This is a genomic window from Pseudomonas sp. BO3-4 (assembly GCF_034044115.1).
Lineage (GTDB): Bacteria > Pseudomonadota > Gammaproteobacteria > Pseudomonadales > Pseudomonadaceae > Aquipseudomonas > Aquipseudomonas alloputida.
Genome location: NZ_CP139018.1, coordinates 4,293,887 through 4,318,682 on the forward strand (window position 1 = coordinate 4,293,887; position 24,796 = coordinate 4,318,682).

Sequence of the window (24,796 nt, forward strand, 5' to 3'; positions counted from 1 at the left end):
TTTGCCGGGCACCGGTGCAGAAGGAGTTGGCAATGCCCTCGCTCGATAGCCTGAACACCCTCAAGCCCCTCAAGGTCGGTGACCAGACCTACCACTACTTCAGCCTCACCGAGGCCGCCCGCCAGCTGGGTGACCTGCAGCGCCTGCCCATGTCGCTGAAAGTGCTGCTGGAAAATCTGCTGCGCTGGGAGGATGGCGCGACCGTCACCGGCGACGACTTGCGCGCCATTGTCCAATGGCTTGGCGAACGCCGCTCGGACCGCGAGATCCAGTACCGCCCGGCGCGGGTGTTGATGCAGGACTTCACCGGTGTGCCCGCCGTGGTCGACCTGGCGGCCATGCGCGCCGCCATGGCCAAGGCTGGCGGCGACCCGCAACGGATCAACCCGCTGTCACCGGTCGACCTGGTGATCGATCACTCGGTAATGGTCGACCGCTACGGCACGCCGCAAGCCTTTGCCGAAAACGTCGACATCGAAATGCAGCGCAATGGCGAGCGCTATGCCTTTCTGCGTTGGGGCCAGAGCGCCTTCGACAACTTCCGCGTGGTCCCCCCGGGCACCGGCATTTGCCACCAGGTCAACCTGGAGTACCTGGGCCGCACGGTGTGGACCCGTGAGGCCGACGGCCGCACCTATGCCTTCCCCGATACCTTGGTGGGCACAGACTCGCACACCACCATGATCAACGGCCTGGGCGTACTCGGCTGGGGTGTCGGCGGCATCGAAGCGGAAGCGGCCATGCTCGGCCAGCCGGTATCGATGCTGATCCCCGAAGTGATCGGCTTCAAGCTGACCGGCAAGCTGCGGGAGGGCATCACTGCCACTGACCTGGTGCTGACCGTGACGCAGATGCTGCGCAAGAAAGGCGTGGTGGGCAAGTTCGTTGAATTCTACGGCGACGGCCTGGCCGAGCTGCCCCTGGCCGACCGCGCGACCATCGCCAACATGGCACCGGAATACGGCGCCACCTGTGGCTTCTTCCCGGTCGACCAAGTCACCTTGGACTATCTGCGCCTTTCGGGTCGCCCCGAAACGACCGTGCAGCTGGTCGAACATTACTGCAAGGCGCAGGGCATGTGGCGCCTGCCCGGCCAGGAGCCGTTATTCAGCGACACGCTGGCGCTGGACATGGACGACGTCGAAGCCAGCCTGGCCGGGCCCAAACGGCCACAGGACCGCGTAGCGCTGGGCCAGGTCAGCCAAGCCTTCGACCACTTCATCGAGCTGCAGCCCAAGCCGCTGGCCAAAGAAGTTGGCCGCCTGGAAAGCGAAGGTGGCGGCGGTGTGGCAGTGGGCAACGCCGACCAGACCGGCGCAGTCGACTACAGCCATCAGGGCCAGACCCACACCCTGCGCGATGGCGCCGTGGTGATTGCCGCGATCACCTCATGTACCAACACGTCCAACCCCAGCGTGATGATGGCTGCCGGGCTGGTGGCAAAAAAAGCACTGGAGAAAGGCCTGCAACGCAAACCTTGGGTCAAGAGCTCGCTGGCGCCAGGCTCCAAGGTAGTCACCGACTACTTCAAGGCAGCCGGGCTCACGCCTTACCTCGACCAACTGGGTTTTGATCTGGTCGGCTATGGCTGCACCACCTGTATCGGCAACTCCGGCCCGCTGGACGAGGCGATCGAAAAAGCCATTGGCAGCGCCGACCTGACCGTGGCTTCGGTGCTATCGGGCAACCGCAACTTCGAGGGCCGCGTGCACCCACTGGTCAAGACCAACTGGCTGGCCTCGCCCCCGCTGGTGGTGGCCTACGCCCTGGCCGGCAGCGTGCGCCTGGACCTGACGCGCGACCCGCTGGGCTCAGGCAAGGACGGCCAACCGGTCTACCTGCGTGATATCTGGCCGACCCAGCAGGAAATTGCCGAGGCCGTGGCCAAGGTCGATACGGCGATGTTCCACAAGGAATACGCCGAAGTGTTCGCCGGTGATGCGCAATGGCAGGCCATCGAGGTGCCACAGGCCGCCACTTACGTGTGGCAGGCTGACTCCACCTACATCCAGCACCCACCGTTCTTCGACGGCATCGGCGGGCCACCGCCACAGATCGCCAATATTCACGGCGCACGGGTGCTGGCGCTGCTGGGCGACTCAGTGACCACCGACCACATTTCCCCCGCGGGCAACATCAAGACCGACAGCCCGGCCGGGCGCTACCTGCGGGAACAGGGTGTGGAGCCTCGCGACTTCAACTCCTACGGTTCGCGGCGTGGCAACCACGAAGTGATGATGCGCGGCACCTTCGCCAACATCCGTATCCGCAACGAAATGCTGGCAGGTGAAGAAGGCGGCAACACGTTGCATGTGCCCACTGGCGAGAAGCTGTCGATCTACGACGCGGCCATGCGTTACCAGCAGGAAGGCACCCCACTGCTGGTGATTGCCGGCCAGGAGTACGGCACCGGCTCGAGCCGCGACTGGGCAGCCAAGGGTACCAACCTGCTGGGGGTCAAGGCCGTGCTGGCAGAAAGCTTCGAGCGTATTCACCGCTCCAACCTGGTGGGCATGGGCGTGTTGCCACTGCAATTCAAGGCCGGGCACAACCGCAAACAACTAGGGCTGACCGGCAAGGAGCAGATCGACGTACTGGGGCTGGACGGCGCACATATTCGCCCCGGCATGAGCCTGCCCTTGCGCATTACCCGCGAGGATGGCCAGCAGGAACAGATCGAGGTGCTATGCCGGATTGATACCCTGAACGAGGTGGAGTACTTCAAGGCCGGGGGGATTCTGCACTATGTGTTGCGCCAGATGATCGCCGGTTGAGACGGAGCGTCTGGCCGAAGATGTGTTCCGCTCTCTAGACCGAGCGCTGCGCGGGCGGCGCTCGGTCTCCTACACGCCAATACCTCAAAGCTATATGCTTTAAAGTCCCACGCGACAGCACTGGCCCTTGGCCATCCATTCGGTCATCATCTGACTTACCCGTCATTGAGTGCAATCAATGAACCAAATATCCATTCAATAAAACCAGCGGCTTGCCGATACCTGTCGAAAGCCCTGCGGACTATCACCCATGCGTAACAACCAGCCGATTACCCAGAGAGAACGGACTTTCCCTGCACAGCAGCGGTTGATCTCCACTACCAACGCCAAGGGTGTGGTCACCTACTGCAACGATGCCTTTATCGAAATCAGTGGATTCACCCGCGAGGAGCTGACTGGCGCACCGCACAACCTGGTGCGTCACCCCGACGTACCGCCTGCCGTGTTTGCCCATATGTGGCAAACCCTCAAGCAGGGCCAGCCGTGGATGGGCATCGTCAAGAACCGCTGCAAGTCCGGCGACCATTACTGGGTCAACGCCTATGTCACACCCATCTTCGATAACAACCAGGTTGTCGGCTTCGAGTCGGTGCGGGTCAAGCCCACTGCCGAGCAGATCCGCCGCGCCGAGGCCCTGTACCAGCGCATCAACCAGGGCAAGCCGCCGGTACCGCGCCGCGACAAGTGGCTGCCAGTGCTGCAGGACTGGCTACCGTTCATCCTGATCAGCCAGGTGGGCTTCCTGATCGGCAACTGGTTGGGTCATTCCTGGGGCTTTGCCTTGGCCGCAGGGCTTTCGGTACCACTGGGCCTGCTCGGCCTGAGCTGGCAGCAGCGCGGCCTCAAGCGCCTGCTGCGCCTGGCCGAGCAAACCACTTCCGACCCACTGATCGCGCAGATGTACACCGACAGCCGTGGCGTGCAGGCGCGCCTGGAAATGGCCATGCTCAGCCAGGACGCACGCATGAAAACCTGCCTGACGCGCCTACAAGACAGTGCCGAACACCTGAGCGACCAGGCACGCCAGTCCGATGCCTTGGCGCACAAGAGCTCTACGGGGCTGGAGCGCCAGCGGGTGGAGACCGAGCAAGTCGCCGCTGCGGTAAACCAGATGGCCGCCACCACTCAGGAAGTGGCCAACCATGTGCAGCGCACCGCCGATGCCACCCAGGAAGCCAACCGCCTGACCAGCCAAGGCCGGCAAATTGCCGGAGAAACCCGCGAGGCCATCGAACGTCTGTCGGCGGCAGTGGGCGAGACCGGCCAGACGGTTACGCAACTGGCCAAAGACAGCGACGAGATTGGTGGCGTGGTCGACGTGATCAAGGGCATCGCCGACCAGACCAACCTGCTGGCACTGAACGCAGCCATTGAAGCGGCGCGCGCCGGTGAAATGGGCCGTGGTTTTGCCGTAGTGGCTGATGAAGTGCGTCAGTTGGCCCAGCGCACCGCCGAATCCACCGGGCAGATCCATGGCCTGATCGCCAAGCTGCAACAGACCGCCAGTAACGCAGTGCAGACCATGGAAGCCGGCCACCGCCAGGCACAGGAAGGCGTCGACCGGGTAATGCAGGCTGACGAGGCGTTGGTAGGCATCAGCGAAGCGGTGGCCAATATCACCGACATGGCCACCCAGATTGCAGCTGCAACCGAGGAGCAGACCGCAGTGGCTGACGAGATCAGCCGCAACATCAGCACCATTGCCGAACTGGCCGACCAGACCGCCGAACAGGCGCAGCACTCGGCACTGCTGAGCGAAGAACTGACCAGCACGGCGGGCAGCCAGTATTCGCTGGTGGAGCGCTTCAACCGCTGAAGCTCGCGACTTGGCCCTCCGCCGCGGTGGAGGGCACCGGCTCTGCCGGTGTTCGCGGGCAAGCCCGCCCCTACAACGGAATGTGCCGAACCACCGATGCGTGCGTAGGAGCGGGTTTACCCGCGAATACGGTAGCGGCGGCAACGGTGACCGGCGGGTGGAGATTGGCCAGCAGGGCCGGCCCTTTCGCGGGTAAACCCGCTCCTACACGCGGCCTGTGCCGAACCACCGATGCGTGCGTAGGAGCGGGTTTACCCGCGAATACGGTAGCGGCGGCAACGGTGAACGGCGGGTGGAGATTGGCCAGCAGGGCCGGCCCTTTCGCGGGTAAACCCGCTCCTACGACGGAATGTGCCGAACCACCTACGCGTGCGTAGGAGCGGGTTTACCCGCGAATACGGTAGCGGCGGCAACGGTGAACGGCGGGTGGAGATTGGCCAGCAGGGCCGGCCCTTTCGCGGGTTAACCCGCTCCTAAGACGGCCTGTGCCGAACCACCGATGCGTGCGTAGGAGCGGGTTTACCCTCGAATACGGTGGCGGCAGCAACAGTGAACGGCGGGTGGAGATTGGCCAGCAGGCCCGGCCCTTTCGCAGGTGAACCCGCTTGCTGTGTTACCAGTCCAACCGCAACCGGCTCTCGAAGTAGCGCTCTTCGCCACTCAACGGGTCCTCGAAACGCAGGCTCTGCGCCAACAGTTTCAGCGGCCGCTGGTAGTCATCCTCTTCATTGAGCAACTGCGGATAGAACGGGTCATTGCTGATCCCTGCCCCCAAGGCCGCCATGTGCACACGCAACTGATGGGTCTTGCCGGTCACTGGCGACAGCCCATAGCGCCATCGCTCACCGTTCTTCTCCAGCACCTCGGCCAGGGTTTCACTGTTGGCCTCACCCTCCACCTCATGCATGCGGAAAAATGGCTCGCCATGCACCAGGCGGCTTTTGTGCACCAGCGGAAATGCATGCTGCGGCATGGCAGCGGCAATGGCCTGGTAACGCTTGTCGATACGCCGCTCGGGGAACAGCCGCTGGTAGGCGCTGCGGCTGTGCGGGTTGGCGGAAAACAGCACGAGCCCGGCGGTGTGCCGGTCGATGCGGTGCAACGGCACCAGGTGCGGATTGTCCAGACGACGGATCAGGCGGCGCAACAAGGTCTGCTCGACGTATTCACCGGTCGGCGTCACCGGCAGGAAATGCGGTTTATCGGCCACCACCAGGTGCTCGTCCACATGCAGCACCACCTCCTGCACCGGAATCGGCCGTTCGTTCGGCACTTCGCGGAAGTAATGCAAACGCATGCCACGCTTGTAAGGCAGGTCGGCGGCAACTGCGTGCCCGTTGGCATCCAGCACCCGGCCACGGGCAAAGCGGTCAAGCCACTGGGCGCGGTCGATGGCCTTGAAATGGTCACACAAGCAATCGAGCACCGTCACCCAGTTACCAGGTGGCAGGCACACCGTACTGGCTTGCTGGCGGGCGGGGTCGAAAGGCGTGGTCATGGCTGGGCTCGAGACGTTCATGGCCGCGCATTATCGCCCAAGCCCGCCCCCTCAACCAGCCTGGGCCATCGCCTCGCAGCGCTCCTTCAGCCAGCGCAGTACCTGCACCGGCTCCCAGCGGCCAGGGTCGTAAAGTGCATAGAGCAACCCCTCATAGCCCACCACATCCAGCCCTCGGTGGTAACCGGCCCGCTGGAACAAGGCCTCGATCTCGGCGAAGCAGGTATTGAAGTGGACTTTGCCGAACGGCGTGCAGTCGCCCGTCACCAGGCCTTCGAGGCGCAGTTCCAGAACGGCGTCAGCCACCCGATCCACGGGCATGCGGTTGACGCTGTACTTGAGTTGCTCGACATTGAGCATGGCTTCACCTCGATACTGTATTTATATACAGCATACGAACATCCCCTTGCTGCCGTCAATGCGCTTCATTGCAGCCCCGCCAGGTAGCCGCTGCCTTTGCGCACGGTCAGCACCTGCCTGCGCGGCGTGCCGCGCGTTACCGACAGGTGCACCCATTTATCGAATTCCAGGATCAGCTGATCGAAGGGCACCGCACTTTCGCTGATTCGCCGGACGGTCTCGCGCGGGCTGATCTCGATCACCGTGAAGTCCGCCGCCAGCCCTTGCACGTGCTGGCTATCGGAGGCGCCACCGATCAACCGATTGACCCTTTCACTGCGATACCCGCTGCTGATGATGATGGGCGCGTCGAACAATGCACGTACCTGTTCCAGCGCACAGCACAGCAATTGCAGGTTGGCCCTGGCTTCGAGAGGCGGTGCATTATCGAACCCTTCGCGGGCGGCGAGCTGGGAAACGGTCATTTCATCGAAGGTGAAATGTGGAGTGATGAACATGGCGAGCTATTCCGATGATGGAGAAGGTTACCGGCGACGGTGCGCCTCCACCGGATCATCAGCTCGCTTCACAGATCATGGAGCAGGGTTGCAACTCCTCTGCAGCCATGATTGCCCAAGAAAAGCCACCACTTGTTCGGTATCGAACGGCCAGTGCAGCTCGGCGCCGTTGTCACAGCGCCGCAGCACCGGAATGATCAGGCCATAACGTTCGAACAAAAGCTCGCTCTCGGCGATATCGACCAGCTCTACCAGCAGGCCATGATCGACGAGAGGCATCAACACAGCCTCGGCCACTTCGCAGAGGTGGCAGCCGAGGGTGCCGAACAGTTGACATTCAGGCAGCATGTGGCAGGTCCCGGGTTGGCATACACAGAAGCCTATTCTAGGCGCGCCACGCCCACCCTGCACCTGACCAGGCTCAATCCTGGCTGGTAGCACCGATCCGGTGCAGCGACAGGTCCGCGCCCTGGAACTCCTGCTCATGGCTCAAGCGCAGGCCATGCAACGCACGAATGGCTCCGTACACGGCAAAGCCACCGGCCAAGGCCACCAGCACGCCCATCAGGCTGCCCAGCAACTGGCTGACCAGGCTGACACCGCCCATGCCGCCCAGCGCCACCTGGCCGAACACGCCACAGGCGATGCCACCCCACACGCCACACAGGCCATGCAACGGCCACACACCCAGGACATCGTCGATTTTCCAGCGATTTTGCGCGGCGGTGAAGGTCCAGACAAAGAGCGCCCCCGCCACCAGGCCGGTGACCAGCGCTCCAACCGGGTGCATCAGATCGGAACCTGCGCAAATCGCCACCAGCCCGGCCAGCGGGCCGTTATGCAGAAAGCCCGGGTCGTTGCGCCCGGCCAGCAACGCCGACAGGGTGCCACCCACCATCGCCATCAGCGAGTTGATCGCCACCAGGCCGCTGACGCCCTGCAAGGTCTGGGCACTCATGACGTTGAAGCCAAACCAGCCGATGATGAGGATCCACGAGCCCAACGCCAGAAAGGGAATGCTCGACGGCGCAAACGCCACCAATCGGCCCTCGCGGTAGCGCCCACGGCGCGCCCCCAGCAGCATCACCGCCGCCAGCGCCAGCCAGCCCCCCATGGCGTGTACCACCACAGACCCGGCAAAGTCGTGGAACGGTGCGCCGAAGCGTGCCTGCAGCCAAGCCTGCACGCCCAGGTTGCCGTTCCACACCACGCCCTCGAAGAACGGATAGACGAACGCCACGATCAACGCCGTGGCGCACAACTGCGGCACGAACCGCGCCCGCTCGGCAATGCCCCCGGAGATGATCGCCGGAATCGCCGCCGCAAAGGTCAGCAGGAAGAAGCACTTGACCAGCGCATAGCCATGGTCGACAGCCAGTGTTGTCGCCGGCTGGAAGAAGTTGACTCCGTAGGCGATCCAGTAGCCTATAAAGAAGTAGACCAGCGCCGAGATGGCAAAGTCGCTGAGGATCTTCGACAAGGCGTTGACCTGGTTCTTGTGGCGCACCGTGCCCACTTCAAGGAACGCGAAGCCGGCATGCATGGCCAGCACCAGAATGGCGCCCATGAGAATGAACAGGGTGTTGGAACCGTGGACCAGAGAGTCCATAGCGCTGTGCATGTTTTCCATGAAATAGGCAGACCTGCTGAAAAAGGCACCAGGACAGTTCAAGAACCTGCATCCCTGCACCGAATCGGTGCCAGCCCCTACCCTGTTCAGGTGAGCGGGGTGAAGCCTGCGTGGTTTTTTCTTGGGTTTGTCGTGGATTGGGTTAAGGTTTATCGGTATCCGCTGCGCGGGCGCCCTGAATCGGCGCAAAACCGGTCATAGGCGCTCCGCAACGTGGCAAAAACTTAGCAAGGCCCATACCAGCAGCCGCACTTGAACCTTCCATGCGTGCTGTCACTCGAACTACCAACACTCATCGACAGGGAGAGACCCATGGCCAGCAAATCGGCAAAGAATGCACAAGAGATATTGATGGCTGACTTCCAGGCCTTGGTGCGCGACACCGAGAAGCTGCTGGCCGACACCGCCAACCTGGCCGGCGACCAGGCCGACGAGTTGCGCGAGCAGATTCACGAGCGCCTGACCCAGGCCCGCGAAACCCTGCAACTGACCCAGGACTCGGTCCGTGAACGCGGTCAGGCAGCGCTTGGCAGCGCCGAGCAGTACGTGCAGGAAAACCCGTGGCGGGCAATCGGCATCGCGGCCGGCGTCGGCCTGTTGATCGGTCTGCTGGCCAACCGGCGCTAAGGGGAACCCATGGAGAATGACGCCAACGGCGCCGGCGCTTCGGGTAAGCGCCTGGGCGCGGCCATGCTGGGGCTGCTGCACAGCCACATCGAGCTGTTCGGTATCGAGTTGCAGGAGCAGAAGGGCCGTACCTTGAGCCTGCTGCTGTTCGCCGGCCTGGCGCTGGTGTTCGCCCTGCTGCTGCTGACCGCGCTGTCCGGGCTGCTGCTGGTGCTGCTGTGGGACAGCTATCGACTGGCCGGTATCATTGGCCTGTGCGTGTTCTATGGCATTGCCGCCCTGTACTGCGGCGTGCGCCTGAAGGCGGCGGTGTTCGACGAATCATCGCCCTTCGGCGCCACCCTCGACGAACTTGCCAAGGACAGGGAGCGCCTGTTGCCATGAGCCTGCCAGAACTGCCAAACACGCGTAACCCGCGCGAACTGCGCAAGGCGCTGCTGCGCCTGCGCATGGAGATGCACCGCCAGGAAATCCGTCATGAGTCCGGTCAGTTGCTTGAACCGCTGCGCCGCGTGCGCGGCATGGGCAGCTCGCTACATGAAGGCCTGGGTATCAAGCATGCGCCACTGTGGGGCATCGGCGCTGTGGTGGCGCTGGGCTTTCTCACCGGCAAGGGCGTACGCAGCGGCAACCTGACGCGCCTGGTACGGTTGGGCAGCACCCTGCTGCCGCTGGTACGCCTCTACCTGCAAGGCGGCCGCCGCCCCTGACGCTCGCCCCGGCAGAAGCAGCCTTGTGTTGCGAAGAGGCCCGTACGATCGATACAAATGCATCAAAGGGCCGGCCTTTTCTTCGCAGCACAAGGCGCTTCCTGCAGGGTATGCTGCTGCCTTCGAACGACAGGAGACCGCGCCTTGGACTGGCACACCTTGCTTACCCGCGAACGGCTGGGCAAAGCCCTGTACAGCGCCGATGAACTCGGGCGCAGCCCCTTCCACAAAGATCATGACCGCATCATTTTCTCCGGTGCCTTCCGCCGCCTCGGCCGCAAGACCCAGGTGCACCCGGTGTCGAGCAACGACCATATCCATACGCGCCTGACTCATTCGCTGGAAGTCAGCTGCGTCGGCCGATCGCTGGGGATGCGCGTCGGCGAGACCCTGCGCGACAACCTGCCGGACTGGTGCGCTCCCAGTGACCTGGGGATGATTGTGCAGTCAGCCTGCCTGGCCCACGACATCGGCAACCCGCCATTCGGCCACTCCGGCGAAGACGCCATTCGCCACTGGTTCCAGCAGGCCGCCGGGCGTGGCTGGCTGGACGACATGAGCGATGACGAACGGGCCGACTTTCTCAACTTCGAAGGCAATGCCCAGGGCTTTCGCGTGCTCACCCAACTGGAATACCACCAGTTCGATGGGGGGACCCGGCTGACCTATGCCACCCTCGGCACTTACCTCAAGTACCCTTGGAGCGCCCGCCATGCCGACGCCCTGGGCTACAAGAAGCACAAGTTCGGCAGCTATCAGAGCGAGCTGCCCCTGCTCGAACAGATCGCCCGCAAGCTCGGCCTGCCGCAGCTGGAACACCAACGCTGGGCGCGCCACCCACTGGTGTATCTGATGGAGGCTGCCGATGACATCTGCTACGCGCTGATCGACCTGGAAGACGGCCTGGAAATGGAGCTGCTGCAATACGCAGAAGTCGAAGCGCTGTTGCTTGACCTGGTCGGCGAAGACCTGCCAGAAACCTACCGCCAGCTCGGCCCACGCGATTCTCGTCGGCGCAAACTGGCCATCCTGCGCGGCAAGGCCATCGAACACCTGACCAACGCCGCCGCCCACGCCTTCGTCGAGCAGCAGCAGGCGTTGCTGGCCGGGCAACTGGCGGGCGACCTGGTGGAACACATGCATGGCCCGGCCAAACGCTGTGTACTGCAAGCCAAGGACATGGCGCGCAACAAAATCTTCCAGGACAAGCGCAAGACCCTGCACGAAATCGGCGCCTACACCACCCTGGAGATTCTGCTGAACACGTTCTGCGGTGCGGCCCTCGAGCAGCACGGTGGACGGACGCCATCGTTCAAGAGTCGCAGGGTGCTGGACCTGATCGGCAACAATGCGCCAGACCCGCATGCCTCCTTGCACAGCGCCTTCCTGCGCATGATCGACTTCATCGCCGGCATGACCGACAGCTATGCCAGCGAAATGGCCCGGGAGATGACCGGGCGCTCCAGCCCGACCTGAAACGCGTCGGTGCAGCGCGGGCTCGGCCAGGCGCTGCACCACGCTTGCAGGAAACTTCCTACACCGAGGTAACTACACTAAACGGCACGAATAAAAACCAATGAAAAGTTACCAAAATTGCTTTGACAGCGAGTTAAGCACACCTATTCCGTAGCCAATTTTGCTTTATCTTGTAAGCCGTTTCCCATATAAGCCTAACAGCCATTCCCCCTCGCCTGACGACTTCCAACTGCGATAAGGTGCCCACTGTCACCCTCAATCGACCGCAGGGAAGTTGAACATGCATTCCATATTTATCGTTGACGACCATCCGGTGATTCGCCTGGCCGTCCGTATGCTGCTGGAAAACCAGAACTACAAGATTGTCGGCGAGTCGGACAACGGCGTAGACGCCATGCAGATGATCCGCGAGAGCAACCCCGACCTGGTCATTCTCGACATCAGCATCCCCAAGCTAGACGGCCTGGAGGTACTGGCCCGCTTTCAGAGCATGGCCCTGCCCTTGAAGGTTCTGGTGCTGACTGCACAGTCCCCGGCATTGTTTGCCGTACGTTGCATGCACTCGGGCGCGGCGGGTTATGTTTGCAAGCAGGAAGACCTGAGCGAACTGCTCAGTGCAATCAAGGCTGTACTGGCCGGTTATAACTACTTCCCCAGCCAGGCAATAAAAAACAACCAGACGACCGACAGTGACCTGCAACTTTTCCGCCAGGTAAATGACCGCGAACTGATGGTGCTTCAACTTTTCGCCCAAGGCCGCAGCAACAAGGAAATTGCCAAGGGCATGTTTCTCAGCAGCAAGACTGTCAGCACCTACAAGAAGCGCCTCATGCACAAACTGCAAGTCAATACGCTGGTCGATCTGATCGAGATGGCCAAGCGCAACGCGCTGGTCTGATTATGGTCATGGCCCGAGCTATCAACTGCCTGCTGCTCGTTCTGCTGCTAAGCGGCGCAACACAGGCTGGCCATCGTGAAGCCGCGTCTTTTACGTTACTGGCGCGCTCATCGGCCCGCCCGGTCCAGCCCGTGCTCACGCCCGAACAACGGCAATGGCTCGAAGGCCAGCAGGAACTGGTACTGGGCACGTCGGCCCCCGACTATCCGCCGTTCGACATCACCGGTGGCGGCAACGACTACCAGGGCCTGACCGCCGAGTATGCAAGCCTGATCGGCAAGGCCTTGCAGTTGCCAGTGAGGGTGCTGCGTTTCTCCAGCCGGCAGGCGGCGGTAGAGGCGCTCAGGCACGGGGATATTGACCTGCTGGGCAGCGCCAATGGCTACGAAGCGGCCAGTGACGGCCTGGCACTGTCGCGGCCCTATGCCGTCGACCAACCTGTACTGGTAACGCGTGAAGACGAAAAACGGGCGCTGGACATGGACCTGGCCGGCATGCGCCTGAGTATGCTCTACCACTATTTGCCCAGACAGGAAGTACTCACCGCCTACCCCAAGGCCGAGCTGCTGGCCTTTGGTTCTTCCAGCCAGGCACTGAATGCTGTCGCATTCGGCCAGGCCGACGTGTTCATCGGCGACACCATCTCCACGCACTACCAGCTCAACCGTGGTCATCTGCCCCGCCTGCGCATGGCCAACTTCGGCAAACACGAGGCCATCGGCTTCGGTTTCGCCTTGCGTCAGCAAGATACCGTGCTGCTGGACTTGGTGAACACCATCCTGGACAGGCAAAGCCCGGCCATACGCTCCAGTATCTTCAAACGCTGGAGCGCCGGCAGCGACCTGTTGCTGAGCGATCGCCAACTGCAATTGAGCGCGGCCGAGCAGCAGTGGCTGCAGAAGCATCCCGTGATGCGCGTGGCAGCCGATGACGCGGCTGCACCACTGTCCTATTTCGATGATTCGGGGCATTTCCGAGGCATCACCGCCGACCTGCTGGAACTCATTCGCCTGCGCACCGGGTTGCGTTTCGAAGTGCAGCGCGCCAGTGGCATTGCCGACATGGTCGCCCGCCTCAAGGATGGCCGGGCCGATGTCATCGCCGCACTGGCCAGCGCCGGTAAACCAGGGGACGACCTGCAAATCAGCCGCCCCTACCTCGAAAGCGCCTATGTGCTGGTCAACCACAAGGACAACAACACACTGAGTTCACTGGAGCAGTTGCAGGGGCATCGCATCGCCATTACCCGGGACAGTACCATGAACGCCATGCTGTCCCGGGACTACCCAAAGATAAGCTGGGTCGAGACCGAAAGCGCGTTCTACTCCATGGCGTTGCTCAACAGCGGGGCCGTCGATGCGGTGATCACCACCCTGATCGACGCCAACCACGCCTTGGCCAGCAACCCCGAACTGGTCATCCGCACCTCGGTCGGCAGCGAACCCGCCAACTTCGCCATGGCCACCACGGCTCCGTCACCGGCGCTGTTGTCTATCCTCGACAAGGCTTTGCTGAGTATCTCACCCGAGGAGCTGGGGGTAATCAACAACCGCTGGCGCGGCTTTGGCAGGCATGAGGATGACAACACCAAAGTCTACAGCCGCCTTGCCCTGCAGGTGGTGCTGGCCACGGTCGTGCTCTTGTTGCTGGCCCTGCTCTGGAATGCCCGCCTGCGCCTGCAGATTCGCCAGCGCCAGCGCGCCGAACGCGCGCTGAACGACCAGTTGGCATTCATGCGCGCCCTGCTCAACGGTACGCCCCACCCCATGTATGTGCGCGACCGCGAGGGTTGCCTGAAAAGTTGCAACTACAGCTACCTTGAAGCCGTGCAGGCCCGCTCCGATCAGGTGATCGGCAAAAAACTCAAGGACAGCCTGTTTGCCGATTCCGAGCAGGCTCGGCAGATCCAGGCTGATTACCAGAAAGTCATGGCGGCAGGCTCGCCGCTGATCAAGGACCGCCCACTACGGATCAAGGGCCGGGAATTGACTATCTACCACTGGATCTTGCCGTACCGCGACTCTCTGGGTGAGGTACAGGGGATCATCGGCGGCTGGATCGACATCAGCGAACGCCGGCAATTGGTCATGGAGCTGCGCCAGGCCAAGCAGCAGGCCGACGATGCCAACCGCGCCAAGAGCACGTTCCTGGCGACCATCAGCCACGAAATCCGCACCCCGATGAATGCCGTCATCGGCATGCTGGAACTGGCGGTCAAGCGCGCCGACCAGGGCCGGGTGGACCGAAGCGCGCTGGAACTGGCACACCATTCGGCCAAAGACCTGCTAGGCCTGATCGGTGACATTCTCGACATCGTGCGCATCGAGTCCGGGCACTTGTCCCTGGCCCCGGAGGTGGTCGACCTGGCGGCGCTGGTCGAATCGGTGGCGCGCATTTTCGACGGCCAGGCGCGGCAGAAAGGCCTGGCCCTGGAGGTGCAGATCGCCCCGGCCGCACGCTGCCCTGTCCTGCTTGACCCGCTGCGCTTCAAGCAGGTGCTGTCCAACCTGGTGAGCAATGCCATCAAGTTCACCGAGCATGGTCAGGTGCGCATCTGCGTCAGTCTGCTGGATGACGGTACCAGCACACCCGCCGTACTGGAGCTGGAGGTGCGCGACAGTGGCATCGGCATCCACCCCGACGACCTGCAGCGCCTGTTCAACCCGTTCATCCAGGCCAACCCGCACAGCCAGGGCGCCCGCGCAGGTACCGGGCTGGGCCTGGCCATCTGCCGTAACCTGTGCGAAATGATGGGCGGCAGCCTGTCCATGAAAAGCCTGGAGGATGTCGGTACCCAGGTGCGCCTGAAGATGCCGCTGCAACGGGTGGATGGCGCAGAGCAGCCGAAACCGCTGCCCGAGCAGCTCGACGTGCCCGACCCACGGCTGAACGTGCTGGTCATCGATGATCACCCGGCCAACCTGCAACTGATGGCGCAACAACTTGGCTACCTGGGCCTGGAGCACGCCAGCGCCCGCGATGGGCGGGAAGGCCTGGCGACCTGGCGGGAAGGCGACTTCGATGTGCTGGTACTCGACTGCAACATGCCGCACATGAACGGTTACCAGCTGGCGACTGCCGTGCGCGCCGAAGAACGCCAGGGCAAGCGCCCCCCCTGCACCATCCTCGGCTATACCGCCAACGCACAGCCGGAAGTACGCCGCAAGTGCCTGACCGCCGGCATGGACGACTGCCTGCTCAAGCCCATCAGCCTGAGCACCCTCAGCCAGCGCCTGGCTGGCATTCGCCCGCGCCGCCAGCAACGCCCCCGCCGCAAGCTGTACCAGCTGGACGGCCTGGCCGCCGTGGTCGGGCCTGACCCGGTCGATCGCCAGCGCTTCCTGGAGGCCCTGCACCAGAGCCTTCAGGCCGATCTGGCCAGCCTGATGGCGCTTCACCCGCAACACGACAGCGGCGCCATTGCCGAGCAGGCCCACAAGGTGCTAAGCGCCGCACGCATGCTGGAAGCCCCTGACCTGATGGCGGCGTGTGAAGCCCTCGAGGCCAGCGACTTGCCCACTGCCCAGGTGCGCCTGCGGCGCCAGGCACTGGCACGGCATATGTGCCGAGTGGAACGTGCCCTGGCCAAGGAATTGGCCACAAGCACGGATACTCAGGCAGGCAACCACACGTGTTAACTGGTAGACTGCGCGGCGTTATTACCTAAGAGGATTGTTTCATGGCCACAAACCGCTCCCGTCGTCTGCGCAAGAAGCTGTGTGTCGACGAGTTTCAGGAATTGGGCTTCGAGCTGAACCTGGAATTCAAGGAAGATCTGGATGACCAGGCAATCGATGCTTTCCTCGACGCGTTCCTGGAAGAAGCCATGGACGCCAACGGCCTGGATTATGTAGGCGGTGACGATTTCGGCCTGGTGTGCTCGGTCAAACGCGGCTCGGTCAGCGAAGAACAGCGCGCTGCCGTTGAAGCCTGGCTCAAAGGCCGCAGCGAACTGACCAAAATCGAAGTCAGCCCGCTGCTGGATGCCTGGTACCCGGAAAAGCCTATCAACAAGGCTGAGTGATACTTGTCAGCTTCGAGCTGAAAGGTTGATTGCTGAAAAGGCCACCCCATTCGGGTGGCCTTTTTATTGGCGATGCTTTTCCGTCGAACGTGACGCATCGTGGCTGCGCTTGGGGCATAATGCGTAGTGTTTACGTCGTGGGGCCATCATCTCTTACAGCCCCAAAGCCCTTTTCCCTCGCCGCAGGGTATTCACTCACTATGATCAAAACGCTTCGTCCCCTCGTTCTTGCCGGCCTGCTGTTGCCACTTGCCTTGCCCAGCCACGCCGCCGTCAATACCACCCTGCCTGCCAAAGTGCAGCAGGCGCTCAAGGCCAACAAGCTGCAGGACACAGCGCTGTCGCTGGTGATGCTGCCGCTGGATGGCCCCGGCACCCCGACCGTGTTCAATGCCGATGTGTCGGTGAACCCGGCCTCGACCATGAAATTGGTCACGACCTACGCCGCCCTCGAACTGCTTGGCCCGACCTTTCAGTGGAAAACCGAGTTCTACACCGACGGCACCCTGAGCAACGGTGTGCTTAACGGTAACCTGTACCTTAAAGGTGGCGGTGACCCCAAACTGAACATGGAAAAGCTGTGGCTGCTGATGCGTGACCTGCGCGCCAATGGCGTGCGCACCGTCACCGGTGACCTGGTGCTGGACCGCAGCCATTTCGTGCAGCCCAACCTGCCGCAGTTCAACGACGACGGCGGTGATGATAACAAGCCGTTCCTGGTCAAGCCCGACTCGCTGCTGGTCAACCTCAAGGCCCTGCGCTTCGTGGCGCGCAATGATGGTGGCAAAGTCACCGTCGCAGTCGAGCCGCCGATTGCCAGTATCCGTATCGACAACCAGGTCAAGCCGGTAGCCTCAAAGAAATGCACCGGTGATGTACGCTACAACCCGGTGCCCCAGGCCGACGGCATCAGTGTCACGGTCAGCGGCCAACTGGGTGACGGCTGCAACTCGCAAACCTACCTGTCGCTGCTCGACCATTCCACCTACGCCGCCGGTGCCGTGCGCGCAATCTGGAACGAACTGGGTGGCAACATCCAGGGTGGCGACCGCATCGAGAATGTGCCCAAGAGTGCTCGCCTGCTGGCCCGCGCCTTCTCGCCAGACCTGGTGGAAGTGATCCGCGACATCAACAAGTACAGCAACAACACCATGGCCCAGCAGCTGTTCCTGAGCCTTGGCGCGCAGTTCCGCACCGATGCCGATGGTGACGACGCCCGTGCTGCTCAGCGCGTGGTACGCCAATGGCTGGCGAAAAAAGGTATTACTGCGCCGCATCTGGTGATGGAAAACGGCTCTGGCCTGTCGCGTGCCGAACGGGTCAGTACCCGGGAAATGGCCGAGATGCTGAAAGCCGCCTGGAAGAGCCCTTACGCTGCCGAATTCATGAGCTCGATGCCGCTGGTGGGCATGGACGGCACGATGCGCAAGCGTCTCAAGCGCACCGCGATGACCGGTGAAGGGCACATCAAGACCGGCACACTGAACACTGTGCGGGCGATTGCCGGCTTCAGTCGCGACAGCAACGGCCATACCTGGGCGGTGGCAGCGATTCTCAACGACCCTAAACCGTGGGGTGCCTCGCAGGTGCTGGATCAGGTGTTGCTTGACCTGTATCGCCAGCCGAAGCTGGCTGGCAGTACAGCAGCTAATTGATTGGTTAGCCTGTATTGGCCTTTTCGCGGGTGAACCCGCTCCTACAGGGGTGAGCACGGCTTACCAAACCTGTGCAACCTGTAGGAGCGGTTTTCGCCGCGAAAGGCTCGGTACCGGCAACCGACAGCGCTTAGGCCGACTCCCCCTCCACCCGGTCCCGCCCGGCCTGTTTGGCCGCATACACGCCGGCGTCGGCGCGCAACAGCAAGGCATCAGCGCCTTCGCCCGACCGCCAACCCGCCACCCCAAAGCTTGCAGTCACCTGGCCCACGCCTTCCACCGGCACATTGCGCACCCCTTGCCACAACTCCAGCGCCAGCAACCGCGCCTGATCGACATCGCTGCCCGGGCAAAGCACCATGAACTCTTCCCCGCCCAAGCGGCAAAACACATCGGTACGCCGTAAACGCTGACCGATGCGCTGGCACAGGCTACGCAGCACCCGGTCGCCGACGGCATGGCCGAAGCGGTCGTTGATGCGCTTGAAGTGATCGATGTCGAGCATGATCACCGCCAGCGCCAAGCCATCGCGCTGGGCCCGTTCCAGTTCGATCTTGAGCCGCTCCTGGAAGTAGCGACGATTATGGATACCGGTCAGCGAGTCTGTGACCGACAGCGCCCGCAACTCTTCCTCCACGCCCTTCAGGTCGGAGATGTCAGTCAGGTAGCCATGCCACAGCGTGCAGCCCTGCTCGCCCACTTCCGGGGTCGCCTCGCCACGCACCCAGCGCAGTCCGGCCCGGGGCAGGCAGACCCGATACTCCTCGCGCCAGGGTGACAGGTGTTCGGCCGAATAACGCACCGAGCGGCGCACGCGCTCCAGGTCATCGGGGTGGATACGTTCGAACACCCCCGAGGCATCCTCACGCAATTGCATGAGGTCGACCTCATAAATGTCATACAGGCCCATGCTGGCATATGGAAAACACGAATGGCCGTTGGCATCCAGGCGATATTGGTAGATGCCGCCCGGCACCTCGGCACTGAGCTTTTCCAGCAACCGGTCACGCGCTGCCAACGCCTCATGCACCCGGCGCCGCTCGGTCACGTCAATGCAGATGGCCAGGTAGCCAACCCACAACCCCTGTTCGTCGAGCATGGCAGTCACCAGCATGTTGGCGACCAGCTGGCTGCCATCAGCCCGTAGCAAGGTCCACTCGCCAGGCTCGGCACCGTGCTCCTGCACCGTTTCAGCGAACATCGCCTGGCCCCCAGCAATGGCGCGGCCAAAACGCAAGCTCAAGGCATGGGCACGCAGGTTCAGCTCCTCCGGCAGCACCAGGTCTTCAAGGCGCAAGCGGCCGATCGCTTCGCTGGCCGCGTAACCGAGCATGCGTTCGGCACCGGCGTTGAACGTGCTGACCACCCCCTTGAGGTTGGTGGCGATGATCGCCACCTGGGTCGCGGCATCCAGCACACTGCGCAGTTGGTTGTGGGTGCCACGCAACGACTGCTCGCTGACCTGCAACTCGGCCGTACGCTGAGCGACCAAGGCCAGGGCGCGCTGACGCTGGCTCAACAGGCTGTAGAGCAGCACGCTGAGCAACAGGCTCAACAGTCCGCCCAACAAACCGACCGCCAGCACTGCCGAGGAGCGGTTCGCCTGCACGAACGCCTGGCTCGGCTGAATGCTCAGCTGGAAATAGTGATCGGCCAGGCGCAACAACTGATTGCTGGCCAGGGCCAAGGGCGCGACCTGATTTTGCGAATCGAACATCACGACGGGGCCTTGTAACCCAGACGGGTCCGTGATGCGCACGACAAGGTTGTCATCAGTCGCTACCGGCCGACCGTCGCTGACCAGCTCGCGCATGCTCAGCAAGGCCACCACATAACCCGCTGCAGCACCGCGGGGGTCGGCATCGGAAAATACCGGCGCGACCATCAACAGGCCGCGCTCTGCCGAGTGGGTATCGAACAGGGCCAATGGCTCGGACACCGCCATGCTGCCTGGCCCCAACGCCCGCGCCAAGGCCGCCTGAGGCTCGCTTCGGCCAGCGAGGTCCAGGCCGTAGGGCAACCCGGGCAGTTCGCCCGATTGGGTATAGAGTACCGGGAAGTAATGATCGCGCTGCGACGCCGGGCGCCACTGGCCTTGCGCGTCCTTGTCCCGGATCACATAGCCTGGGCCGGTATGGTCACTGGCCAGGCGCTCGAATTCGGCGCGTTGCGCAGCCTCGACGCGCGGCGCCCAGGCATAGGCCAGGGTGCGCTGCAGCAGTGGCCGGGCATAGCCGTCAAATTCGCGCGGGCTGATGTCGTTGGAAAAGCTGAAAAACCGCCGCAGCCCGTCCAGGCGCTGCTGCTGTTCGTCAAAGCGCTCGGCAATACGGCTGGCGCGCTCGCTGGCCAGCAGCTCAAAGCGCTGGCGCAGCTGCTGTTTGTAGAAGGTGTGCGCGGCAAATGCCAAGGCGGCGGTCAACAAGCCGCCCGCCACCAGTGCAATCAGCGCCATCGCCCAGGCGGACGCCCTCTCTGTGCACAAGCCAAGCAACCGCGCACGCACGCCACACTTTGACATACACCCATCTCGTCACGTCAGCGTCCTGCGGATTATCTTGCCCTGCCCTCAGTTATAGCTATTGGCCATTAGCCGTGCAATGTACCTCGTCGCCTCAACGAAGCTGCAAACGCCAGGCGCGATGGATACGGTTATTACGGGCGAAGTCCGGGTCCAGGGTCTGGGCGCTGATTTCTTCCACCACGTAACGCGCCATCAGGTGCTCGTCCAGCTGGAACTTGCGGAAGTTGTTGGAGAAATACAGCACGCCACCCGGCGCCAGACGGGCCATGGCCAGGTCCAACAGCTGCACATGGTCACGCTGCACGTCGAAAACACCTTCCATGCGCTTGGAGTTGGAGAAGGTTGGCGGGTCGATGAAGATCAGGTCGTAGCTGTCACGGTTGCCTTCCAGCCAAGCCATTACATCGCTTTGCTCCAGGCGGTTGCGCTCGGAATAGCCATTGAGTGCCAGGTTACGCCGCGCCCAGTCCAGGTAGGTTTTCGACAGGTCGACGCTGGTGGTGCTGCGCGCACCGCCCTTGGCCGCGTGCACGGTGGCCGTGGCGGTGTAGCAGAACAGGTTGAGGAAGCGCTTGCCAGCAGCCTCGCGCTGGATGCGCATACGCATCGGGCGGTGGTCGAGGAACAGCCCGGTATCCAGGTAGTCGGTGAGGTTGACCAGCAGCTTGACGCCACCTTCGTTCACTTCCTGGAAGCGGCCCTCGGTAGCCTGACGTTCGTACTGGCGCGTGCCGCTTTGCCGCTCGCGACGTTTGAGCACTACACGCTGCGGCGAAATGCCCAACGCCTGCGGGATGGCCGCCAGTGCATCGAGCAGACGCGCCTGAGCCTTGTCCGGGTCAACCGAACGTGGCGCGGCGTATTCCTGCACGTGTACCCAGTCCTGGTACAGGTCGACCGCCAGGGCATATTCAGGCATGTCGGCATCGTACAGGCGATAGCAGTCGACCTGCTCGCGACGGGCCCACTTGCCCAGTTGCTTGAGGTTCTTCTGCAGGCGGTTGGCAAACATCTGCGCCCCTTCCGACAGCCGCGCGGGCTCGCTGGCCTGCGGCACCTGCTGGCGGGCTTCGGTGCCTTCAGGCTGCGCTTCGCGGCGTTCACCGGTGACGAACTGGTCCGGCTGCACCTTGAACAGCAGCAGCTTGCATGGCAATGCGCCGTTCCAGAACGCGTACTGCTTGTGGCTACGAATGCCCATGCGCTTGCCCAGTTGCGGCGCACCAGTGAATACCGCTGCTTCCCAGCCCATGCAGGCCTGGCGCAGGCGCTCTCCCAGATTCTGGTAGAGGTACAGCAGGCTGGCTTCGTCACCCAGACGCTCACCGTAGGGCGGGTTGCTGATGACCAGGCCTTTCTGGTTCTGGTCCGGGCGTGGCTCGAAGGTACTGACTTCGCCTTGGTAGATCTTCACCCAGTCGCCCAGGCCGGCACGCTCGACGTTGTTGCGGCCCGGCTGGATCAGCCGCGGGTCAGCCTCATAGCCACGGATCCACAGCGGTGGCTTGGCCAGGCCGGCCTGCGCGCGCGCCTGCGCTTCGTCATGCACCTTGCGCCACAGCGCCGGTACATGGCCGAGCCAGGCACTGAAGCCCCAGCGTTCGCGCTTGAGGTTGGGGGCGATATCGGCGGCGATCATCGCTGCCTCGACCAGGAAGGTACCCACACCGCACATCGGGTCGGCCAGCGCACCACCTTCGGCAGCAATACGCGGCCAGCCAGCACGGATCAGCACCGCTGCCGCCAGGTTTTCCTTCAGCGGCGCGGCGCCTTGCTGCAGGCGGTAGCCACGCTGGTGCAGGCTGTGCCCGGACAGGTCGAGGGACAAAATGGCCTCGCCGCGGTCCAGGCGCAGGTGCACACGCACGTCAGGGTCGATCTTTTCCACTGACGGGCGCAGGCCTTCGCGGTTACGCAGCTTGTCGACGATCGCATCCTTGACCTTCAGCGCACCGAAGTGAGTATTGTCGATGCCTGAGCCATGGCCGCTGAACTCCACAGCCAGGGTGCCGTCGGCTGCCAGGTGGTCAGCCCAGTCGACCGCGTGCACGCCGTCGTAAAGGTCGTCGGCGTTCTTCATCGAGAAGCGCTTGAGCACCAGCAATACGCGGTTGGCCAGACGTGACCAGACACACAGGCGGTAAGCAGTTTCCATGTCGGCGGCGCCGCGAATGGCCGAGGTGTGCTCGCGCACCTCGTCAAGGCCGAGGCCCTTGGCCTCTTCGGCGAGCAGGCTTTCAAGGCCTTTGGGACAGGTGAGGTAAAGTTCGAAACGGTCCGACATGAGTATTCCAGCGCCTTGGGCTATTTGACTGACGGGGCGACGCATCGCCCCGCGATGTTTGCCCGTACACCTTTCCAGCAGGCGTGCGGGTGGCCCTCTGCGGCACACAACGTGCTGCGGAAAAGCCGGGCCGCCTGACCGATCCGTGCTTGGCCCAGTGGCAAAGACAGCTTAGATCATCAGGCAGTACGCGTAATTCTGGCGATCTGCGGGCCAATGTGACCCTTCGTCGCATTTCAAATTATTTCTGTCATCCGCAAACAACGCTGGCGAAATGACGTCAAAGAACGGCAAACCCCGATCATTGCAGGGCTAAACACCAAACAAGGTTGAGTCGCATTTATTTACTTATCCCCTCACCCTTGGAAAGGTTACGTGCTTATGACAAATCGATCATTCACACCGTGACTCGCATTCGATAGAACTGGTCTCAGGCCGCTTTGCAACGAGGCGGCACTTTCAGCTCGCCACGCCGGCAGCGAGCGCAAACCGGCAGAACGACTCTGCCCGGCCTCGGAGAGGCCGACGGGACATTACAGTCAACAAGTGAGGGCAACACCCTATGAGAAGACTTAAGCGTGATCCGTTGGAAAGAGCATATTCACGTGGCTACCAATACGGGGTTACCGGCAAATCCCGCGAACTTTGCCCCTTCAATCTTCCTTCTGTTCGCCAAGCCTGGATCAACGGCTGGCGTGAAGGTCGCGGTGATAACTGGGACGGAATGACTGGCACCGCTGGCATCCATAGACTCAACGAAAATCACGCCGTTGGCTGAACGAGGACACTGAATTCGATTTACCATGCACGCCCCATCCGGGCGGCGGGCGAAGGCCCAGGGGCCCCTTGAAGGGGCCCTTTTTTATGCCTTGGCAAACCTCATAAGCTGTACCCACACTACCCCTGCAAGAGCGGGCATGCCCGCGAATCGGCCCGTCAGGTCACCGCGGCATTGCCGCGATAGCATCCACCGCTTCGCGAATCAGCGCCGGCCCTTTGTAAATGAAGCCCGAGTAGATCTGCACCAGGCTCGCCCCGGCCGCGATCTTCTCGGCAGCATGGCGGCCTTCGGTAATGCCACCGGCGGCAATGATCGGCAACTTGCCGCCCAGCTCACCTGCCAGCACCTTGACGATATGAGTGCTCTTCTCCCGCACCGGTGCGCCCGACAGGCCGCCCGCCTCACCACCGTACGGCAGTGCTTCGACGCCTTCACGCCCCAGCGTGGTGTTGGTGGCGATCACCGCATCCATGCCCGACTCCATCAGCGCGGCGGCCACCAGCGCCGTTTCTTCGTCGCTCATGTCCGGTGCGATCTTGATTGCCAGGGGCACGCGCTTGCCATGTGTACCGGCCAGTTGCTCGCGTCGCTCGGCCAGGGCATCGAGCAACTGCTTGAGCGAGTCGCCGAACTGCAGGCTGCGCAGGCCCGGGGTGTTGGGCGAGCTGACATTGACCGTGATGTAGCTGGCGGCGGTGTAGACCTTGTCCAGGCAGATCAGGTAGTCATCGACGGCACGTTCGACCGGGGTATCGAAGTTCTTGCCGATGTTGATGCCCAGCACCCCCTTGTAGCGCGAGGCGCGTACGCGGTCGAGCAGGTGATCAACACCCAGGTTGTTGAAGCCCATGCGGTTGATGATGGCCGTGGCTTCCGGCAGGCGGAACAACCGTGGCTTGGGGTTGCCTGGCTGCGGACGCGGGGTGACAGTGCCGATTTCGACAAAGCCGAAGCCCAGCTGGGCGAAGCCGTCGATGGCCGCGCCGTTCTTGTCCAGGCCAGCTGCCAGCCCCACCGGGTTGGCAAAGTTCAAGCCCATGACCGAAACCGGCAATGACGCCGGTTGCTTGCACAGCATGCCATTGAGGCCCATACGGCCACCGGCGCCGATCAGGTCCAGGGACAGGTCGTGGGAAGTTTCCGGGGAAAGCTTGAACAGCAGCTGGCGGGCCAGGGTATACATGGGCGGGCAAGGCTCAGGGTGAGTGAGGGGGCGATTATAGCCAGCGTGGGGCTGGCAGG

At 62.7% G+C, this 24,796-nt stretch carries 19 protein-coding genes; 11 read left to right on the forward strand and 8 right to left on the reverse strand.

Annotation, left to right across the window (positions count from 1 at the left end; all coding sequences use genetic code 11):
• The first annotated feature begins 32 nt into the window (after positions 1-32).
• Positions 33-2,774 (forward strand): aconitate hydratase AcnA, encoded by a 2,742-nt coding sequence (gene acnA / locus REH59_RS19885; protein WP_014861735.1) that lies wholly within the window; start codon positions 33-35, stop codon positions 2,772-2,774.
• Between the two features lie 250 nt (positions 2,775-3,024).
• Entirely contained in the window at positions 3,025-4,590 is a 1,566-nt protein-coding gene (locus tag REH59_RS19890; RefSeq protein ID WP_014861736.1) for a methyl-accepting chemotaxis protein, read from the forward strand.
• A gap of 613 nt (positions 4,591-5,203) precedes the next feature.
• Here REH59_RS19890 and REH59_RS19895 read toward each other — a convergent pair.
• The 5 genes from REH59_RS19895 to REH59_RS19915 form a co-directional block, all read right to left on the reverse strand.
• On the reverse strand, positions 5,204-6,088 hold the full coding sequence (locus tag REH59_RS19895; protein WP_003248719.1) for a pseudouridine synthase: 885 nt from the start codon (positions 6,086-6,088) through the stop codon (positions 5,204-5,206).
• A gap of 51 nt (positions 6,089-6,139) precedes the next feature.
• On the reverse strand, positions 6,140-6,448 hold the full coding sequence (locus REH59_RS19900) for a hypothetical protein (RefSeq protein ID WP_003248718.1): 309 nt from the start codon (positions 6,446-6,448) through the stop codon (positions 6,140-6,142).
• A 65-nt stretch (positions 6,449-6,513) separates the two neighbouring features.
• The gene (locus REH59_RS19905; RefSeq protein ID WP_014860720.1) at positions 6,514-6,945 is read right to left on the reverse strand and encodes a D-Ala-D-Ala carboxypeptidase family metallohydrolase; all 432 of its coding nucleotides are present in this window, start codon (positions 6,943-6,945) and stop codon (positions 6,514-6,516) included.
• Between the two features lie 75 nt (positions 6,946-7,020).
• Entirely contained in the window at positions 7,021-7,293 is a 273-nt protein-coding gene (locus REH59_RS19910; RefSeq protein ID WP_320450345.1) for a glutaredoxin family protein, read from the reverse strand.
• A 73-nt stretch (positions 7,294-7,366) separates the two neighbouring features.
• A complete protein-coding gene (locus REH59_RS19915) occupies positions 7,367-8,575 on the reverse strand; it encodes an ammonium transporter (RefSeq protein WP_060546421.1) in 1,209 nt (402 codons plus the stop codon).
• Positions 8,576-8,887: 312 nt separating this feature from the next.
• Between REH59_RS19915 and REH59_RS19920 the strand changes: the two genes are divergently transcribed.
• From REH59_RS19920 to dacB, 8 genes are all read left to right on the forward strand, one after another.
• On the forward strand, positions 8,888-9,202 hold the full coding sequence (locus REH59_RS19920) for a DUF883 family protein (RefSeq protein WP_003248709.1): 315 nt from the start codon (positions 8,888-8,890) through the stop codon (positions 9,200-9,202).
• A gap of 9 nt (positions 9,203-9,211) precedes the next feature.
• Positions 9,212-9,586, forward strand: coding sequence for a phage holin family protein (locus REH59_RS19925; RefSeq protein WP_003248706.1), 375 nt, complete (start codon positions 9,212-9,214; stop codon positions 9,584-9,586).
• Positions 9,583-9,912, forward strand: coding sequence for a hypothetical protein (locus tag REH59_RS19930; RefSeq protein ID WP_003248704.1), 330 nt, complete (start codon positions 9,583-9,585; stop codon positions 9,910-9,912). The genes REH59_RS19925 and REH59_RS19930 overlap by 4 nt, the downstream gene beginning before the upstream one ends.
• 144 nt (positions 9,913-10,056) lie before the next feature.
• Positions 10,057-11,388 carry a deoxyguanosinetriphosphate triphosphohydrolase gene (locus REH59_RS19935; RefSeq protein WP_003248702.1) on the forward strand — a complete coding sequence of 444 codons (1,332 nt, stop codon included), beginning with the start codon at positions 10,057-10,059 and terminating at the stop codon, positions 11,386-11,388.
• Between the two features lie 280 nt (positions 11,389-11,668).
• Positions 11,669-12,286, forward strand: coding sequence for a response regulator transcription factor (locus tag REH59_RS19940; RefSeq protein ID WP_003248700.1), 618 nt, complete (start codon positions 11,669-11,671; stop codon positions 12,284-12,286).
• Between the two features lie 8 nt (positions 12,287-12,294).
• Positions 12,295-15,924: an ATP-binding protein gene (locus REH59_RS19945; RefSeq protein ID WP_121784272.1), complete on the forward strand. Its 3,630-nt coding sequence runs from the start codon at positions 12,295-12,297 to the stop codon at positions 15,922-15,924.
• Between the two features lie 41 nt (positions 15,925-15,965).
• Entirely contained in the window at positions 15,966-16,310 is a 345-nt protein-coding gene (locus REH59_RS19950; RefSeq protein WP_003248695.1) for a YggL family protein, read from the forward strand.
• Positions 16,311-16,510: 200 nt separating this feature from the next.
• Complete coding sequence (gene dacB, locus REH59_RS19955; RefSeq protein WP_004576444.1) at positions 16,511-17,965, forward strand: D-alanyl-D-alanine carboxypeptidase/D-alanyl-D-alanine endopeptidase; 1,455 nt, start codon at positions 16,511-16,513, stop codon at positions 17,963-17,965.
• A gap of 130 nt (positions 17,966-18,095) precedes the next feature.
• On the opposite strand, the gene REH59_RS19960 is transcribed toward dacB, so the two are convergent.
• Entirely contained in the window at positions 18,096-20,486 is a 2,391-nt protein-coding gene (locus tag REH59_RS19960; protein WP_060538912.1) for a GGDEF domain-containing protein, read from the reverse strand.
• Positions 20,487-20,580: 94 nt separating this feature from the next.
• Positions 20,581-22,773 (reverse strand): bifunctional 23S rRNA (guanine(2069)-N(7))-methyltransferase RlmK/23S rRNA (guanine(2445)-N(2))-methyltransferase RlmL, encoded by a 2,193-nt coding sequence (gene rlmKL, locus REH59_RS19965; protein ID WP_004576445.1) that lies wholly within the window; start codon positions 22,771-22,773, stop codon positions 20,581-20,583.
• Positions 22,774-23,335: 562 nt separating this feature from the next.
• Between rlmKL and rmf the strand changes: the two genes are divergently transcribed.
• Positions 23,336-23,551 carry a ribosome modulation factor gene (rmf, locus tag REH59_RS19970; RefSeq protein WP_003248687.1) on the forward strand — a complete coding sequence of 72 codons (216 nt, stop codon included), beginning with the start codon at positions 23,336-23,338 and terminating at the stop codon, positions 23,549-23,551.
• A 163-nt stretch (positions 23,552-23,714) separates the two neighbouring features.
• Here the strand turns inward: rmf and REH59_RS19975 are convergent, their stop codons facing one another.
• Positions 23,715-24,737: a quinone-dependent dihydroorotate dehydrogenase gene (locus REH59_RS19975; RefSeq protein ID WP_014860779.1), complete on the reverse strand. Its 1,023-nt coding sequence runs from the start codon at positions 24,735-24,737 to the stop codon at positions 23,715-23,717.
• Positions 24,738-24,796 lie beyond the last annotated feature (59 nt).

What these genes read in the sequence shown, in the direction of transcription:
- REH59_RS19925 (WP_003248706.1), top strand. Translation starts at nt 9,212, where the DNA reads ATGGAGAATGACGCCAACGGCGCCGGCGCTTCGGGTAAGCGCCTGGGC.
- REH59_RS19890 (WP_014861736.1), top strand. Translation starts at nt 3,025, where the DNA reads ATGCGTAACAACCAGCCGATTACCCAGAGAGAACGGACTTTCCCTGCA.
- REH59_RS19910 (WP_320450345.1), bottom strand. Translation starts at nt 7,293, where the DNA reads ATGCTGCCTGAATGTCAACTGTTCGGCACCCTCGGCTGCCACCTCTGC.
- dacB (WP_004576444.1), top strand. Translation starts at nt 16,511, where the DNA reads ATGATCAAAACGCTTCGTCCCCTCGTTCTTGCCGGCCTGCTGTTGCCA.
- REH59_RS19930 (WP_003248704.1), top strand. Translation starts at nt 9,583, where the DNA reads ATGAGCCTGCCAGAACTGCCAAACACGCGTAACCCGCGCGAACTGCGC.
- REH59_RS19920 (WP_003248709.1), top strand. Translation starts at nt 8,888, where the DNA reads ATGGCCAGCAAATCGGCAAAGAATGCACAAGAGATATTGATGGCTGAC.
- REH59_RS19950 (WP_003248695.1), top strand. Translation starts at nt 15,966, where the DNA reads ATGGCCACAAACCGCTCCCGTCGTCTGCGCAAGAAGCTGTGTGTCGAC.
- rlmKL (WP_004576445.1), bottom strand. Translation starts at nt 22,773, where the DNA reads ATGTCGGACCGTTTCGAACTTTACCTCACCTGTCCCAAAGGCCTTGAA.
- REH59_RS19945 (WP_121784272.1), top strand. Translation starts at nt 12,295, where the DNA reads ATGGCCCGAGCTATCAACTGCCTGCTGCTCGTTCTGCTGCTAAGCGGC.
- REH59_RS19915 (WP_060546421.1), bottom strand. Translation starts at nt 8,575, where the DNA reads ATGGAAAACATGCACAGCGCTATGGACTCTCTGGTCCACGGTTCCAAC.
- rmf (WP_003248687.1), top strand. Translation starts at nt 23,336, where the DNA reads ATGAGAAGACTTAAGCGTGATCCGTTGGAAAGAGCATATTCACGTGGC.
- REH59_RS19960 (WP_060538912.1), bottom strand. Translation starts at nt 20,486, where the DNA reads ATGTCAAAGTGTGGCGTGCGTGCGCGGTTGCTTGGCTTGTGCACAGAG.
- REH59_RS19940 (WP_003248700.1), top strand. Translation starts at nt 11,669, where the DNA reads ATGCATTCCATATTTATCGTTGACGACCATCCGGTGATTCGCCTGGCC.
- REH59_RS19900 (WP_003248718.1), bottom strand. Translation starts at nt 6,448, where the DNA reads ATGCTCAATGTCGAGCAACTCAAGTACAGCGTCAACCGCATGCCCGTG.
- acnA (WP_014861735.1), top strand. Translation starts at nt 33, where the DNA reads ATGCCCTCGCTCGATAGCCTGAACACCCTCAAGCCCCTCAAGGTCGGT.
- REH59_RS19895 (WP_003248719.1), bottom strand. Translation starts at nt 6,088, where the DNA reads ATGACCACGCCTTTCGACCCCGCCCGCCAGCAAGCCAGTACGGTGTGC.
- REH59_RS19905 (WP_014860720.1), bottom strand. Translation starts at nt 6,945, where the DNA reads ATGTTCATCACTCCACATTTCACCTTCGATGAAATGACCGTTTCCCAG.
- REH59_RS19975 (WP_014860779.1), bottom strand. Translation starts at nt 24,737, where the DNA reads ATGTATACCCTGGCCCGCCAGCTGCTGTTCAAGCTTTCCCCGGAAACT.